Source organism: Coprococcus sp. OM06-34AC (assembly GCF_003462545.1).
Lineage (GTDB): Bacteria > Bacillota > Clostridia > Lachnospirales > Lachnospiraceae > Coprococcus > Coprococcus aceti.
Genome location: NZ_QTZF01000002.1, coordinates 634574 through 650808 on the forward strand (window position 1 = coordinate 634574; position 16235 = coordinate 650808).

The 16235-nt window shown below is 45.7% G+C and carries 10 protein-coding genes; all 10 read left to right on the forward strand.

What is annotated here, in order from left to right; genetic code table 11:
• The first annotated feature begins 125 nt into the window (after positions 1 to 125).
• Positions 126 to 1181, forward strand: coding sequence for an iron-containing alcohol dehydrogenase family protein (locus DXB91_RS05985; RefSeq protein WP_118017052.1), 1056 nt, complete (start codon positions 126 to 128; stop codon positions 1179 to 1181).
• 110 nt (positions 1182 to 1291) lie between these two features.
• Positions 1292 to 2431, forward strand: a complete 1140-nt coding sequence (locus tag DXB91_RS05990) for a rhomboid family intramembrane serine protease (RefSeq protein ID WP_118017053.1) — start codon at positions 1292 to 1294, stop codon at positions 2429 to 2431.
• Positions 2432 to 2587: 156 nt separating this feature from the next.
• Complete coding sequence (locus tag DXB91_RS05995; protein WP_118017054.1) at positions 2588 to 4216, forward strand: hypothetical protein; 1629 nt, start codon at positions 2588 to 2590, stop codon at positions 4214 to 4216.
• Positions 4217 to 4246: 30 nt separating this feature from the next.
• Complete coding sequence (locus tag DXB91_RS06000; protein ID WP_004852816.1) at positions 4247 to 4966, forward strand: DUF6063 family protein; 720 nt, start codon at positions 4247 to 4249, stop codon at positions 4964 to 4966.
• Positions 4908 to 9434 (forward strand): hypothetical protein, encoded by a 4527-nt coding sequence (locus DXB91_RS06005; protein WP_243003528.1) that lies wholly within the window; start codon positions 4908 to 4910, stop codon positions 9432 to 9434. Before DXB91_RS06000 ends, DXB91_RS06005 begins: the two co-directional genes overlap by 59 nt.
• Positions 9435 to 9572: 138 nt before the next feature.
• On the forward strand, positions 9573 to 11126 hold the full coding sequence (locus DXB91_RS06010) for a DUF975 family protein (RefSeq protein ID WP_118017057.1): 1554 nt from the start codon (positions 9573 to 9575) through the stop codon (positions 11124 to 11126).
• A gap of 47 nt (positions 11127 to 11173) precedes the next feature.
• Positions 11174 to 11965, forward strand: a complete 792-nt coding sequence (locus DXB91_RS06015; RefSeq protein WP_117549885.1) for a TraX family protein — start codon at positions 11174 to 11176, stop codon at positions 11963 to 11965.
• A gap of 59 nt (positions 11966 to 12024) precedes the next feature.
• Positions 12025 to 12636 carry a zinc-ribbon domain-containing protein gene (locus DXB91_RS06020; RefSeq protein WP_015534396.1) on the forward strand — a complete coding sequence of 204 codons (612 nt, stop codon included), beginning with the start codon at positions 12025 to 12027 and terminating at the stop codon, positions 12634 to 12636.
• Between the two features lie 618 nt (positions 12637 to 13254).
• Entirely contained in the window at positions 13255 to 14526 is a 1272-nt protein-coding gene (locus tag DXB91_RS06025; RefSeq protein ID WP_117549883.1) for a substrate-binding domain-containing protein, read from the forward strand.
• Positions 14527 to 14713: 187 nt separating this feature from the next.
• Entirely contained in the window at positions 14714 to 16222 is a 1509-nt protein-coding gene (locus tag DXB91_RS06030) for a sugar ABC transporter ATP-binding protein (RefSeq protein WP_015534393.1), read from the forward strand.
• Positions 16223 to 16235: the final 13 nt, after the last annotated feature.

The following is a 16235-nucleotide window of genomic DNA, read 5'->3' on the forward strand; positions in this document are numbered from 1 at the left end:
TAAGGCAGACATGGTTAGAAATTAGAAAGGTAAGTAAAGGTATGAGACAAAATGTGTATTGTCTTGTTTATTTTTGCTGATCATATAATGTATAATGGTAGAAATGTATTTAGGAGGATAAACAGATGGCAGGAAGTCATATAGCAATACCAACCATTCTTAAGATCGGAAAGGGAACCCTGAATGATCTGGGCAAATATATAAGTGCTTCCGGGATGAAGAATGCTGTTATTTATTTTGGAAATGGACTCATAGACATGTTTGGACAGCAGGTCATGGATTCTCTGAAGAAAGAAAATGTGACAGTTGTGGAGTACAGAGAGCTGGATTCCACCAATATAGAGGATATAATCAAGCTGGCATTTGATATAGATGCGAAGGCCCAGGTGATCGTGGGTATCGGCGGAGGAAAGGTTATTGATGTGGCAAAGTATGCGGCATATCTCAGAAAGCTTCCTTTTATAAGTATTCCGACATCGGCGTCATCGGACGGATTCTCAAGTGCCAGCGCATCACTTATGGTAAATGGACGCCGTACCTCGGTGCCTGCAAGGATGGCATACGGAATCATAGCGGATACGGAGATTATTAAGTCTGCACCGGAGAGATTCCTTTACTCGGGAATCGGAGATATGGTATCCAAGATCACATCCCTCTATGACTGGCTCTTCGAGTCTGAACTGGGATACTCTGAGATGAACGATTTTGCAGTTATGATAGCGAAGAAGGCAGTGAACAGTTTCGTCAGAACACCATTTGAGACGATCAAGGATGACCTCTTCCTGAAGGAGCTTCTCGATTCCCTTGCCATGAGCGGTGTTGCTAATGAGATTGCAGGCGGAAGCACACCGACATCCGGAAGTGAACACCTGATCTCACATGCACTTGACAAGATGCTTGAACAGCCACAGCTCCATGGAATCCAGGTGGGAATTGCCACATATATCTTGGCTGTTGTCCAGGATCACAGATATGTCAGGGTAAATGCAATATTTGAAAAGACTGGTTTCTGGGATTATGTAGCCACACTTGACCTCAAGAGAGAGGATTTTGCAAAGGCGATAGACATGGCTCCTCAGATCAAGCCTCACAGACACACATACCTTCACGAGGAGAACTACAGAGAACTTGCCAAGAAGGTTCTGTATGAGGACGAGGTACTTAAGAGAGTATTCGACTAAGAAAAAAGGTGTGAAGAATGGTACTGCAAGGTGGAAAAACAGTGTATCGTGTAAAACAATGAACAGTATGTGGATGCCAGCCGTGGAGGGCATTGTCAGGAGAGTATTATATGGAAGAAAACAATTTCGGCTATGGCTTTGAACATGATGACTATGGGAGATTTGAGCAGGATATTGACCAGGACACAGCATATGTGATCAGACCTGAGCAGATGGGCGGTGGAGCTTCCCCACAGCCACAGATAAAGAGGACGATCCCTATAGTTACGATTGCATTGATAGTGGCAAATGTCATAGCTGGCATCATGTGCATCGGTGTGGACAATTACTCCAGAACCGGTGGACTCAACTATCAGTACGTGAAGCTGAATGGCGAGTATGGACGACTTATATCGGCGATGTTCCTGCATTCTGGCTTTGATCATCTCTTTGGCAATATGTTTGCACTATATATGTTTGGCTCCACGGTGGAGAGAAAACTTGGCTCCCTGAGGACGACTATCATATACTTTGTATCAGGAATTGTTGCCGGGATCATATCCATGAATGTGTATCATATGACTGATCCTGACAGAATGCATTTCTCTATAGGAGCATCAGGGGCGGTGTTCGGAATCATATGTGCTGCTGTGTTCCTGACATTCATGGGCAACAGGAAAGCAAGCAGAAAAGATATGATGATATCCATAGTTGTTGTGGTCATATATGCTCTGTATACAAATGAGAAGAATATAGATATCTATGCGCATGTGGGTGGTGCGATCGTGGGAGGAATCCTTGCATTTGCACTGAATATCAAGCGGTGGGAGAAGTTTAGGGAGAACAAATTCTGCAAGCTTTTGGCAGTCATACTCACATTGTCCATGTGCGTGACAGGTATCGGTGAGGCGGGGATCGGCAAAGATGCAGCCGATATTCCGGATAAGAGGATAGATTATATAAAGGAACAGAAGATATTCCCGGATGGAGACACAACCTATGGGAATGGTCTGGATGCCTATTGCAGCGATGAACACTGGCAGGCATTTGTCGCGACGGACGGAAGTCAGATAGTGCAGTTTGAAGGGAATGCCACATATAAGGGGCAGCAGGTGACGGTCACAGTCCAGTTTCAGATAGAGGGTGACTGCGAGGGCTATCAGCCGGGATATGTCGGGCTGAATGATGTGGGACAGAACAGTGAGAGTGCCACGGAATTCATGTTGACAGTGTGTGGAAGATCGATAAATGAGCTGAAGTACGGAAGATAAATATCGTTGTGTGAACAAAAGTGTCATGGTATACTAAATCTGTGTGTCCATATGCGGATAGAGAAGATATGTGTCTCAGAATATGGGCAGATATATCAGGAAAAGTATATGGTATAAGATCTATTATAATCAGGAAAGTACAGAGATAGAGAAAACATGGCACTCAAATACGTGATGATAAATGACATAATTGAAGAACATAATGCAAGAATGCAGAATCTGAGGAAATATTACCCGTTTTTTGTTCTGGCTGAGACCACATTTGCGCAGTATAAGGAAGGTCGTTATGCACAGCTGGACATGGGTTATATAACCATGGCGATTCTGCGTTTTTTTATTCAGGAGAACAGCTTCAATGAGCGTGAAGTGTCATACGATGAATATGAGGAATTCATGGGGCAGCTCCTTGACCGTGATTTCGATGTGGAGATCGCGGGAGATGACAGGGCTGACCTGATAATGTATATATTTGACAAGATCAAGAACGACGGAAGAGCATTTGAATTCACGTTCTATGATCCAGGAAAGAAGCAGCGCAAGACGGGACGAGTGAAGCTGATAGACAGCCATATAGTGGATGGCAAGGTCCTGTATTTCATCACTGCGGATGGAATCGAATTCTATCTGGACACCAAGGAGATCAAGGACGAGAGCAAGATCAACGTGCAGCAGCTTCTTCTGGAAAAGATGATCGTTGGAGAGAACTTCCGTGGCGGTATCGAGGTCGTGCGCAGGATCAATAGCGAGGTGAACAGGCTGATCCGCGAGAAGGATGAGATAGTAAATCTTCTGTCCATCGACGTGTTCAAGGGCGCGGAGGAGTACGAGAATTATATGAAGACCGTCGGCAAATGGTTCGCTGACGAGCAGAAGCTCTTTGCCAAGAACAAAGCTCTGGTGGACAAAGCGATCACTAAGGCGAGCTATGATAATATGGGCAAGGGCAACCTGAAAGCTATGGAGGAGATAAGCCAGCTTGAGCTTGAACTCAAGAGGACCATCATCAAGCACGGAAGTCTGATAAGCAGCACAATGGAGCTGCAGAACATATCGGACAATATCATACACAAGGCGAAGCTTCAGAAGCTTAGACCTGCATTTGACTTTGCAGGACAGCTTCAGAGTATCATAAAAGAGGACAGACCGGATAAGATACTCACCATACTTGCGCCTCTCTTCGCTCCGAGGATCGTGAAAACGTTCAGCATGACATCCATAGATCACATGCTCACGCTGAAGTCCGAGGACAATGCGAAGACAACAAAGGTGAAGAAGGAACAGCTAGATCCGAACTTCCGTTACGAAGATGAACTGCTCGATGAGCAGATAAGTGCCAACTTCACAAAACTGTTCCATGAACTCCTTGACCAGTTGAGCAAATGGGGACACCTGAGTCTCAAGGAATTTAATGGAATCCTGGAGGTGAAGTTTGGCAAGGAGATATATGACAACAAGGATTACTATTCCTTCCTCACACACCTGGCACAGAAGGACAGGTACAGTGTGGATGAGATACTGGCAAAGCCGGACACTATGCTGGAGGGAATGCTGGTAGATCACATAGAGAGAATAAAAACTGGCAAAGGTATTGCTATTTTGCAGAATCAGACCGATGGTGATATGGGGCATGGCGGTTCTGGTCTCTCCCGTGAGATGTATGCACCGGAACTCACACTGGATGCGTTCAGAGGCATGACATTTACACTGGAATTCCATCCAGATGAAGAAATACAGATTGGCGAGGACATGTACGTTACGGGAATTCAGTTTAACAAAACCAGCTGAGAGTGATTGTACGGAGAATAGGAGAAAAAGATGGAAAGTAAGAATCTGGACAAGGCGATAGAGATATATTCCAAGTTAATATCAGGTGAGGAGATCTGCAAGAAGCATCCCGACAACGGCCCGCTGTACGATGAATTCTACGGCAATGCCGAGGTGTACGACATCGTCATGAATATGATGAAGAAGATGAACCTGTCACTGTACGAGTACAATGACAGCTTGTATATAACAGCCGGAGAGGGCAACAGGGTATTTGGCTATACGAATGACGACATGAAGAAGCTTCTGGGACTTCGTCTGAACAAGGAGCTCTATCTGTGTTACTTCATTATGTATATGACACTTCTCTATTTTTACAAGGATTCCTCCAGCTATCAGTTCAGGGAGTATGTGAAGTCAGAGAACATTATAGATGAGACAAGCAAATATCTTGCGGACATAACGAAGAAGCTTGATGTTCTGTCAACTGATGAGGTGGAGCAGGACAGCTTCAAGGCGATAGCGCTCCTGTGGGATGAGCTCCCGGCGGTGACGGGCAATCAGGAGGGCGACAGCGCCAGGGCGTCCAAGGCATCCCGGGCGGGTTATGTGAAGCTGGTGTTCAACTTCATGTCGGCCCAGCGGTTATTTGTGGAGAATGCGGACAGGTACTATCCGACAGACAGGATGAAAGCTTTGTCGGAGAACTATTTTGAGGAATACAGAGGACGGTTGTATCAGCTGCTTGGAGGTGAAGAAGAGGATGCCTAGTATCAACAGGATAAGGGTCAACAATGTAAAATATAACTTTGGTACACAGCAGTACGATGACTTCACCATGAGAATGTATGGCAAGAACACGCTGTATGATCTGGCAAATGGAGGAGGAAAGAGTATTCTCATGCTTCTGCTCCTTCAGAACCTGATACCGAACTGTACTCTGGATGAGAAGCAGCCTGTGGAGAAGCTTTTCCGTGCGGGTGGCGGCAACACAGTCATCCATTCGCTGATCGAGTGGAAGCTTGACGAGGCGGATATAAAGGATGGCTACAGATACATGACCACCGGATTCTGTGCCAGAAAGGCGAAGGATGCTGCGGATGCCGGGGAGGTACAGAAGGACACTGCATCCATAGAGTATTTTAATTACTGCATTTTCTACAGGGAATATAACAAGAATGACATAGTGAACATTCCTTTGTCGGAGGGTAATGAGAGGATCACATTCAACGGTTTAAAGACATATCTTAAGGATCTCGGACACAGGGATATGAGTCTGGAGGTCAGGGTATTTGACAAGAAGGGCGAGTACCAGAGATTTATAAGCGGCTATGGTCTCCACGAGAGCCACTGGGAAATCATACGTGGAATCAACAAGACAGAGGGGCACGTAAGAACGTATTTTGAAACAAATTACAGGACCACAAGGAAGGTAGTGGAGGATCTGCTCATAGAGGAGATCATAGAGAAGGCATTTGCCACAAAGACAGGACGAAACGGTGAGGAAGACACCATGGCAGAGACTCTTCTCGACATCAAGGATAAGCTGAACGTTCTGGCACAGAGAAAGCGTGACATAGCCAACTATGACCACCAGATAGAATTGATAAATGTGCTCGAGGGCAAGGTGAACTCATGCATAGGTCTCTACGAGGACAACGACAGGATATGTAAGGGCCTGGCCGATGTGTATGCCACAGGAAGGGCGTGTACACAGGAGGGCGACACCCATATGGAGGAGCTGGCGAAGGCAAAGGCTGACGCCGGGGAGCAGATGGAACAGCAGAACAAGCGTCTGGCAAATCTCAGGGTCACCAGGGATTATCTGCGCCTTGAGGACATGAACCGCAAGATGGATGACACTGTCACGCAGATAGAGGACAATGAGAAGAAGCTTGCGGAGCTGAAAAACCAGATCGGCTACAAGGAGAGTGTAAATGACTACCTTGTATACAGGGAGAACAAGCGACAGTACGAAGAGAGCAGACTGATAGTCGACAATATAAGAAACAACATCGGATCATCCAGTGAGAAGATGGCGGTGTATGCGTACAACAGACGCATCCGTGATGAGAAGAAGCTTGCAGAGCTCATGGCGGCAAGGGAAGAGGCCCAGACCAGCTATGATCACGCACTTGAGGAGGCGGAGTACTGCAGAAAGGTCATGAGGGAGGGCGAGATCGCCCAGGCGGTGGCGGAGAACAATATCGCTGATGCCACAGCCAAGATTGATGAGATAAGTGCCCGCATAAGTGAGCTGGCTGCATCGGTCAACCTGCTCGTAGTGGGTGATGTGAAGGATATGATGAACAAGGCTCAGGAGGAGTCTGACAGGATACTTGCTGAGATGACAGAGTTGGAGATAGCCATAGCAGATGGCAGGACAAAGCTGTACGATGACAGATACAGACTGACGACTGTGCAGGCTGAGTATGATGCGCTGGAGAGAAGCTGCGAGGATGCAAGGCTTGACGCCGAGGCGTACAGGCAGTCGGGAAGCCAGCTCGACAGCATCATGGCAGTATACTCTGTGGAGAATCCACAGGATATAACAGGTGTTATAAATGACAGGATTAGGGGCACCATAACAGAGACGATCAAGCGCCAGCAGGAGATCGACAGACTGACAAAGCTTGCGAAATGCTATGAGGATGGCAGACCATTTCCGCCGTCGGAGGGTGCTGAGACTGTGATAAACTACATCTCCACCAGACATGGGCTCATGGCCATGCATGGTGCGGATTATCTGTCGGCACTCCCGGGTGATACAAAGGAGGAGCTGCTTCAGGCAAATCCATACCTGCCGTACAGTGTTGTGACAAAGGGATTTGATAGTCTGGAGGACGATATAAATCTCGGTTCGATAGACACCGGCAGCGAATGTGTAATGGTGTACGATATGGATAAGCTTTCAGACTCAGCGATAGTTCCCGCCGAGAACATGCTTATCATAGGAAGAGACAGGAAATATTTCATGTCTAAGGACTCCATAGAGGACGCCAGAAAGGCAAATGCTGATAAGATAGCAGGTCTCACGGAGGAGATCAGTTTGATAAATGAGAAGCTTGCGACTTATCAGGAGGATCTTGCATTTGTCACAAGGCTTGTGGATGCGAGATATACAGGTGCCGAGGACAGGGAGAGAGAGCTGAACCAGGCACTGCTCGATAAGAAGGATGAGCTTGAGGAGCTTAAGACATCGATCAAGGTTACAGAGACGGAGCTTAAGAATAACACCGAGAGATATGGAGACCTGCAGCAGAGTCAGCAGAAGGAATCTGACAGAAGACAGACATTTGTCATGATAGAGCAGCTGTCGGATCTTGCAAGACCGGAGGAGCAGAGACTTGCCGAGTATAAGCAGAGGAAGTCTGACCTTGTGGCAAAGCTGTCAGGACTTCAGAGCGATGTGCTGAAGTGGTCGACGACGGTTGGAGAGACTGAGTCAAAGCTTGCGGGGCTTACAAGGAATATAGAGGATATCCAGTACAAGTGGACGGAGTATTTCGAACCGTATCTGCCGAAGTCTGAGAATGCGGGAGTTGCTGAAAATACAGATGGTGCAGGCGTGGCTGCTGCGGCATGGCAGGACGGAATACCGGAGGAATACAAGGAGACTTTGGACATTTCAGATCAACGGCTTGAACAGGAATTTATGGCTATGCTGGCGGTTTCAAAGGAGCATGCGCCGGATCTTGAGGACAAGAAGAAGCTCATGGATGCGCTGAAGAAGTCAATGGACAGAATACAGAAGACCATAGAGAAGAGAGGCTTTGACATGGCGGTATTTGCCGGGGCAGGAGAGCTCTATCCGACGTCTGAGGACAATCTCAGGGAGATGGACGATGAGCTGGCAAGGCTCACGTTGATAGAGGCGTCGCTGATGCAGCAGCAGAAGGCTGACCAGAAGGCGTATAGCAAGCTTGAGGGAAGCATAGAGTATGCGATAGAGAACATCAACCGCACATACGGCGATGGCAGCTATGTACGTGAGGAGATATCTGCAGCCGATGCAGATACAGCCATAGCCAATGGAGATGCGGTGCTTGCGGATATGAACCGCATATTCAAAGAAGCTGAGAAGGCGTACAGCGATTACTATAAGCAGTATGGTTTCATGGTGGATCTGTACAAGGATGTAAAGAGAATAGTCGATACAAATGACATAGATGTGTCCGGTGGAAATGTACTGGATGAAGACATGGATACCCTCAGACAGTTATTTGAGACAAGTCTCATGAAGTACGACAGGAGCATGAAAGCCCTTGACCGTGCGAAGAATGAGATCATGAGATTCAAGGGACAGACGGCGGATACACTAGTGGAGATGGGTGTATTCGAGATGGCCAATACGATCAGACAGGATGTGCAGGTTCCGGATACCTACAGTCAGGCAAAGGAACTTCTGGCAAATCTTCTTCAGATTATTGAGTTCATCAAGCTGGAGAAGGAGCGCGTTGAGAAGGGTATCGAGGATATGGTTGCCATCAAGGAGAACTTCGAGAATCAGTGTGTACAGAGATGTATGGATGTGAAGACTGAGCTTGAGAAGCTTCCAAAGCTGTCACGTATCACGGTGGGCGATGATGTGATCAAGATGGTCGATCTAACTATACCTTATGTGAAGGATGAATTTGTGAAGCAAAGGATGTCTGACTATATAGATGACATAGTGAAGGGTGCGGATGCCTACGAAGACGAGAGAAAGAGGATCAAGTACATCCGTGACTGTCTGGGGCTCAAGAAGCTGTTCGGAGTCATGGTCACAGATATGAATGCGATCAGACTTAACCTCTACAAGAGAGAGAGGATAAAGGAACAGAGCCGTTACCTCAGATATGAGGAGGCTGTTGGAAGTACAGGACAGTCGCAGGGTATCTACATCCAGTTCCTGGTTGCTGTCATCAACTACATTGCCGGAATGTACAGCCTGGCACCTGAGGAGTCGGTACAGTCCAAGACTATATTTATCGATAACCCATTTGGTGCTGCAAAAGATATATATATTTGGGAGCCTATATTTGCCATGCTTGCGGCTAACCATGTGCAGCTCATTGTACCTGCCCGTGGCGCGACACCTGCCATCACAGGACGATTTGATGTGAACTACATTCTGGGACAGCAGATGGTGGGCGGAAAGCAGCAGACGGTAGTGGTGGACTACACCAGCAAGACGGATCAGGAGGAGCTTGAATATCAGGAACTTTCCTATGAACAGGCGACCTTCGACTTCATCTAGGGGGGCTGTGGAATGGCTTGACCGGTTTCATATTCCCCTGATAGGCAATATGAAACCATCAAGCCATAATTCAGGTTACGGGTTTTGCAGATATATGTTGTTGAATTACTTTAAATATTAGCTTGGGAGGAACTATAGATGGATTGGAACAGGAAACAGCTTAGAAAGGGAGCGTGGAACACGGTATTTAAGCGGGGACTTTTGGCCTGGATGGCCATGGTCGCTGTGTGTTTTGTATTCTCTTATCTTGGGGTAGATGATTCTTCACAGACAAAGTTCGTGAAGGGTATAGATCAGGTGCTCGGGCAGGAGACAGAGCATGAGGCGGACAATGTGACCATACTCAAGGAATATGTGAAGAATATGCCGATGGTTGAGCATATGTCGGAGGAAAAAGCAGAGACAGTTGCCCGGATGATAGATTCGGTGACGGTGAAACAGACCTGGATCATCAAGCTTTTAGGCGCCAATACGGCATACGTGAAGAGAAATCCCGGTGAGGTCATAGTGATGCTTCTCATATCCGCACTTATCATGGCGGTACTGCATTTCTTCATACAGAGTGCAGCAATAGTCGGCAAATGCCGTTATGCCATGGAGTGCAGATACAGTGATAAGGTATCCATCAACCGAATGTTTGCACCTTTCCACAGACATTATTTACTCAGACTTATGTGGGTCATGTTCTGTTACAATGTTGTTATGACACTCTGGTGGCTCACGATAATCGGTGGTGTGTACAAGTATTATCAGTATAGGATGGTTCCATATCTCCTGGCGGAGAATCCAAGACTCAAGTGGAGAGATGCGAAGAACATGTCAAGGGAGATGACGAGAGGCTATAAGTGGAAAATGTTCCTGACGGATCTGTCATGCATCCACGTGTGGATGATCAAGGCTATACCGGTTGCAGGACTTCTGGTAGCATTACCGTTCCAGATGGAGCTTGATGTGGAGATGTACTTCTGGTTCAGACAGAATATAGGTGTGGAAAATTTTGTCGAGGAAGCATTCAATGCTGCACCATATAACAAAAAGGTTATCGAGGCTGCTTATCAGTCGGCAGGAGACGCGGGAGTTGCTGAGGTATGGACCAAGCCGGTCTATATTCTCCAGGATGTCGCGGTTGAGGTTCCTGAGGGAATGAAGGTGAAGAGTGAATACGGTCTTAGGGATTTCATTTTCTTCTTCTTTGTGTTCTGTTTTATAGGATGGCTGTGGGAGGTCTTGCTCTATATAGTTATGGATCATGTTCTTGTAAACCGCGGAACCATGTATGGACCATGGCTGCCCGTGTACGGAGTCGGTGGCGTTGCTATCATATTCCTGCTTGACCGCTTCAAGGCAGATAAAGCAAAGCTGTTTGCTATGGCGATGGTGGTATGTGGAATCATAGAATTTATAGCGAGCTGGGCACTGGATTTCTTCTTTAACTCACAGTATTGGGACTACAAGAACGAGTTTCTTAATGTAAATGGAAGAATATGTCTGGTGGGACTCCTTGCGTTTGGCATGGGAAGTCTGTTTGGAGTGTATATAGCGGCACCGAAGCTCAGTGAATTTCTGAATTCCAAGAGCAAAAAAGTGCAGAACATTATATGTATCACATTGTCGGCATTGTTTATCATAGATCTGATATGCTGCGCCATATTCGGATTTAACAAGGGCGAAGGAGTTGGCGGCACATTATAAAGAGAAGGAACCAATATGACGAAGTCATATAAAAAGGAGGAACCAATATGACGGATATACAGAATGGTAAAATGATTGATCCGGGGAAACAGTCCTGGAATATAAAGGCAGGAGTATTCAGCTCCTGTATGCTGCATATCATTGCGATGGCATGCATGCTCAGTGATCACATGTGGGCAACGTTGTTTCCGTATGTGGATATACTTACGTGCATAGGAAGAATAGCATTTCCGATATTTGCGTTCATGATAGTTGAGGGATTTTACCATACCAGTAATTTCCGCAGATATCTGTGCAGAATGCTGATATTTGCGGTGATATCTGAAGTTCCATTTGATCTTGTGTCCGGAGACAGTGTCCTGTATCTGTTTCATCAGAATGTACTTTGGACATTTCTCATAGGATTACTGCTGATAGCATTGATAGACAAGGTAAGGAAAACGGGCAAGGTATGGCTGTGGATCCCGGTTGCGGTTGTTGTGACACTTGTGGGATATGTGATAGGAACGATCACCATGGTTGATTTCTATGGAGCGGGAGTTGTCATGGTTATAATGTTCTATCTGTTCCGGGGCAAGGAACCATGGAAATTGATAGCACAGCTCGTGTGTATGTATTATATCAATGCACAGCTGCTTAGTGGATATTGTTATACGTTTAGTATAGCGGGACATAGCTTTGAATTCCCGCAGCAGGCGTTTGCGCTAATCGCATTGCCGGTGATATGGCTATACAATGGAAAATTGGGATACCATAAGAAGTGGTTTAAATACTTCTGTTATGCATTTTATCCGGGACACTTGCTTGTATTGTACATAATCTGGCAGATGGTGATGTAGACATTGTATGAGCAGAGAATCGGTGGTTTTTGCAGATATTGGGGAAAAGGAGAAATAAGATGAATGCAGCTCATAAGATAGTGGTTTTGGTTGGCAGTATATTCCTTGCTGTCGGTGTTTTCGTGGGAATTATATTTGCAATTGTGGCGGAGCCTGGCAAATTCCCCCTGGCTATGCTGAGCCTTCCGGGAAGTTTCTTACTGATCGGTGGGGGAATGGACATAGTGGTGGCGATATTGGTTCACAACAAGAAGATGATAGTGAAAAAGGGCGTGAGGTATCCTGCAAAGATATATGGATACACGGAGAATACTTCTGTCAGGGTGAACAATACATATATGATGGACACAATCGTGCATTATTTTGACAGCTACCATGTTGAGCGGGAGGCTATAATACCAACGGGATTCACAAGGGGTGCCGGCATGTACCCGATAGGTCTGACGATAGATATATTTGAGTACAACGGCAAATACGGCTATGATCCGGATTCAGTAAGGGATGAGAGGCTTCCTGGTGAGGAAGAGCTCATGGACGACAAGCCGGTGGCACCGGATAAGCTGAGACTTGTGGCGGTCAGATGCCCGAATTGTGGTTCGAGTTTCCGTGCAGCGACTGGATATTCCAGCAAATGTCCTTATTGTGGAAATTACTTGAATGTGAATATGTAAGCCTGAAAAAGAGCGTGGGTGAGTCGAACCCACGCTCTTTTTTGCTTGCGTGGATTACTGTACATGACCATGTTTTAGCATGAATTGCTCATCGCCATAAATGTGCAGTGATGCGAGAGGCATGTGCTATGTGAGGAAGGCAGCTTGCTTTTATGACTATGCGCAAAACAGATGGAAAACAACCAAAAGATAAAAACAAGCTGTTATAGGAAGTGCCACTAAAACGCCGCTAAGCCACCGTATAGAATATGTCATCACAGACCATCCCGCCCTCCAAACTTGCCGGTGACAGGTGAAAATTGCCCAGTAAAGCAAGCTAAACCATCACTATTAAGTCAAAAATATCCTAATATATAACTATTAAACAACCGCTATTGTTAAAAATATCTATAAAAATTTCAATAAATCGCAAAATTTTGCTAATTAATCCAAAAATATTCTATTCTTTCAAAACCCCTGTCAAATTATAATGAATACAGTCAATGAGGCAAGACGAAAAAATAAAACACACAAAGCCAAAGGATGTGTTAAGTTTCAGAAAACTTAACATGCAGCATCAGCCCTTGCCGAAGGCAATTACAAATGGGCTGATGTTCAAAGAACAGGAGGGAACGTAATATGAGAAAAAGAAGAATTTTAGCTGTAGCAGCAGCTGCAACACTTGCATTATCAATGGTAGGATGTGGATCAGGCGGAAGCTCAAGTGGCGGAAGTTCAAGCAGCGGAGTAGCAAACAAGGACAAGCCACTTTGCTGGTTCAACCGTCAGCCATCCAACAGCTCAACAGGAGAGCTTGACAAGGATGCCCTTAGCTACAACAAGGACACATATTATGTAGGATTTGATGCTAATCAGGGTGCTGAGCTTCAGGGACAGATGGTTCTTGATTACATCAAGGCAAACGCAGCAACGATCGATCGTAACGGTGATGGAGTCATCGGATATGTACTTGCAATCGGTGATATCGGACACAATGATTCAATCGCGCGTACAAGAGGTGTTCGTTCAGCACTTGGCACAGGAGTTGATGCAAGCGGAGCAGTTGATTCAACACCAGCCGGAACAAACGTAGATGGTAAGGCAACAGTAGTACAGGATGCTAAGCTTGATGTAGATGGCAAGACATATACGATCAGAGAGCTTGCATCACAGGAGATGAAGAACTCAGCAGGAGCTACATGGGATGCAGCTACAGCTGGTAATGCAATAGGAACATGGACAGCTTCATTTGGTGATCAGATCGATGTAGTTGTTTCAAATAACGATGGTATGGGAATGTCAATGTTCAATGCCTGGGCAAAGGACGCAAAGGTTCCTACATTTGGATACGATGCTAACAGCGATGCAGTTGCAGCAATTGCAGAGGGCTACGGCGGAACAATTTCACAGCATGCAGATGTTCAGGCTTACCTGACACTGAGAGTTCTCCGTAACGCACTTGATGGTGTAGATGTTGATACTGGTATCGGTACAGCAGACGAGGCTGGAAACCAGCTTGAGGAAGGTGTTGACTACAGATACAGCGCAGACGAGAGATCATACTACGCACTGAATGTGGCAGTAACAGCAGACAACTATCAGGATTTCACAGATTCAACAAAGGTTTATGACAAGGTTTCAAAGCAGCTTGACTCAAGCAAGAGCCCAAGCAAGAAGGTATGGCTTGATATCTACAACGCTTCAGATAACTTCCTGAGCTCAACATACCAGCCACTTCTTCAGAACTACGATGACCTTCTTAACCTGAATGTAGATTACATCGGTGGTGATGGACAGACAGAGTCTAACATCACAAACCGTCTTGGTAACCCAGGCGAGTATGATGCATTTGCAATCAACATGGTTAAGACAGACAATGCAGCATCATACACATCAATTCTCTCTAAGTAATATAAGTTACCTGGATGATTGATCAATAGGAAATGATTTAACTCAGAGGGGTGTCAGACTAAACATTTGATACCCTTCTTTTACTAAGAGCATGTATCAAGTTTTCTATGAAAACTTGATATGTAGCATCAGTCCTCGCCGAAGGCGACTATTAATGGGCTGATGTTCAATGAAAGGAAGTAGAGATATGGCAGAAGATAAGAATAAATACATCTTATCGATTCAAGGCATGAGCAAATCATTCGGCAGAAACAAGGTCCTTAACCATATTAATTTGAATGTTAAACCTGGTTCGATCATGGGACTTATGGGTGAGAATGGTGCCGGTAAATCGACAATGATGAAGTGTCTCTTCGGAACCTATCAGAAGGACGAAGGCACAATAATATTAGATGGAAAAGAAGTAAATTTTTCTGGCCCTAAGGATGCACTCGAGAATGGAGTTGCGATGGTTCATCAGGAATTAAATCAGTGTCTTGAGAGAAGCGTTGTTGACAACCTGTTCCTTGGACGTTATCCAAAGAACTCTCTTGGAGTCATCGATGAGGGCCGTATGAAGAAGGAAGCTTCAGACTTGTTCAGAAAGCTGGGTATAACGGTCAATCTTACACAGCCGATGAAGAGAATGTCAGTTTCCCAGAGACAGATGTGTGAGATCGCAAAGGCTATCTCGTACAATTCCAAGGTAATCGTACTTGATGAGCCTACATCATCGCTGACAGCACCTGAGGTTGCAAAGCTTTTCAAGATGATGAGACAGCTCAAGGAGCAGGGAATTTCCCTGATCTACATCTCACATAAGATGGATGAGATATTTGAGATCTGTGATCAGATATCAGTTCTCCGAGACGGTAGTCTGGTCATGACAAAGGACAGCAAGGACACCAACATGAACGAGCTTATATCAGCCATGGTTGGTCGTTCACTTGATAACAGATTCCCACCGGTCGACAATACGCCGGGTGAGACGATCCTCTCAGTACAGGGACTCTCCACAAAGTATGCACCGAAGCTCCAGAACATCACATTTGATGTGAAGAAGGGTGAGATATTCGGTCTATATGGTCTGGTTGGTGCAGGCCGTACAGAGCTCCTGGAAACAATTTTTGGTATTCGTACAAGAGCAGCAGGAAATGTAATGTATGGTGGCAAGATCATGAACTTCACCGGTCCAAAGGATGCTATGGATCACGGATTTGCCCTTATCACTGAGGAGAGAAAGGCAAATGGCCTTTTCCTCAAGGCAGATATCACCTTCAATACCACCATTGCAAATATGAACCACTACAAGAGCGGCGTGGCACTGTCACATGACAGCATGGTTCGTGCCACAGCTGAGGAGATCAAGGTCATGCACACCAAGTGTATGGGACCTGACGATATGATCGCCAACCTGTCCGGTGGTAATCAGCAGAAGGTTATCTTCGGAAAATGGCTTGAGCGTTCACCAAATGTATTCATGATGGATGATCCTACAAGAGGTATCGATGTAGGAGCCAAGTATGAAATATATGAACTTATAATCAACATGGCAAAGCAGGGCAAGACTATCATAGTTGTCTCCTCTGAGATGCCGGAGATCCTGGGTATCACAAACCGTATAGGTGTTATGTCAAATGGACACCTTGCCGGAATTGTAAATACCAAGGAGACTAATCAGGAAGAATTGTTAAGACTTAGTGCTAAATATTTGTAATAGAGAGGAGCAT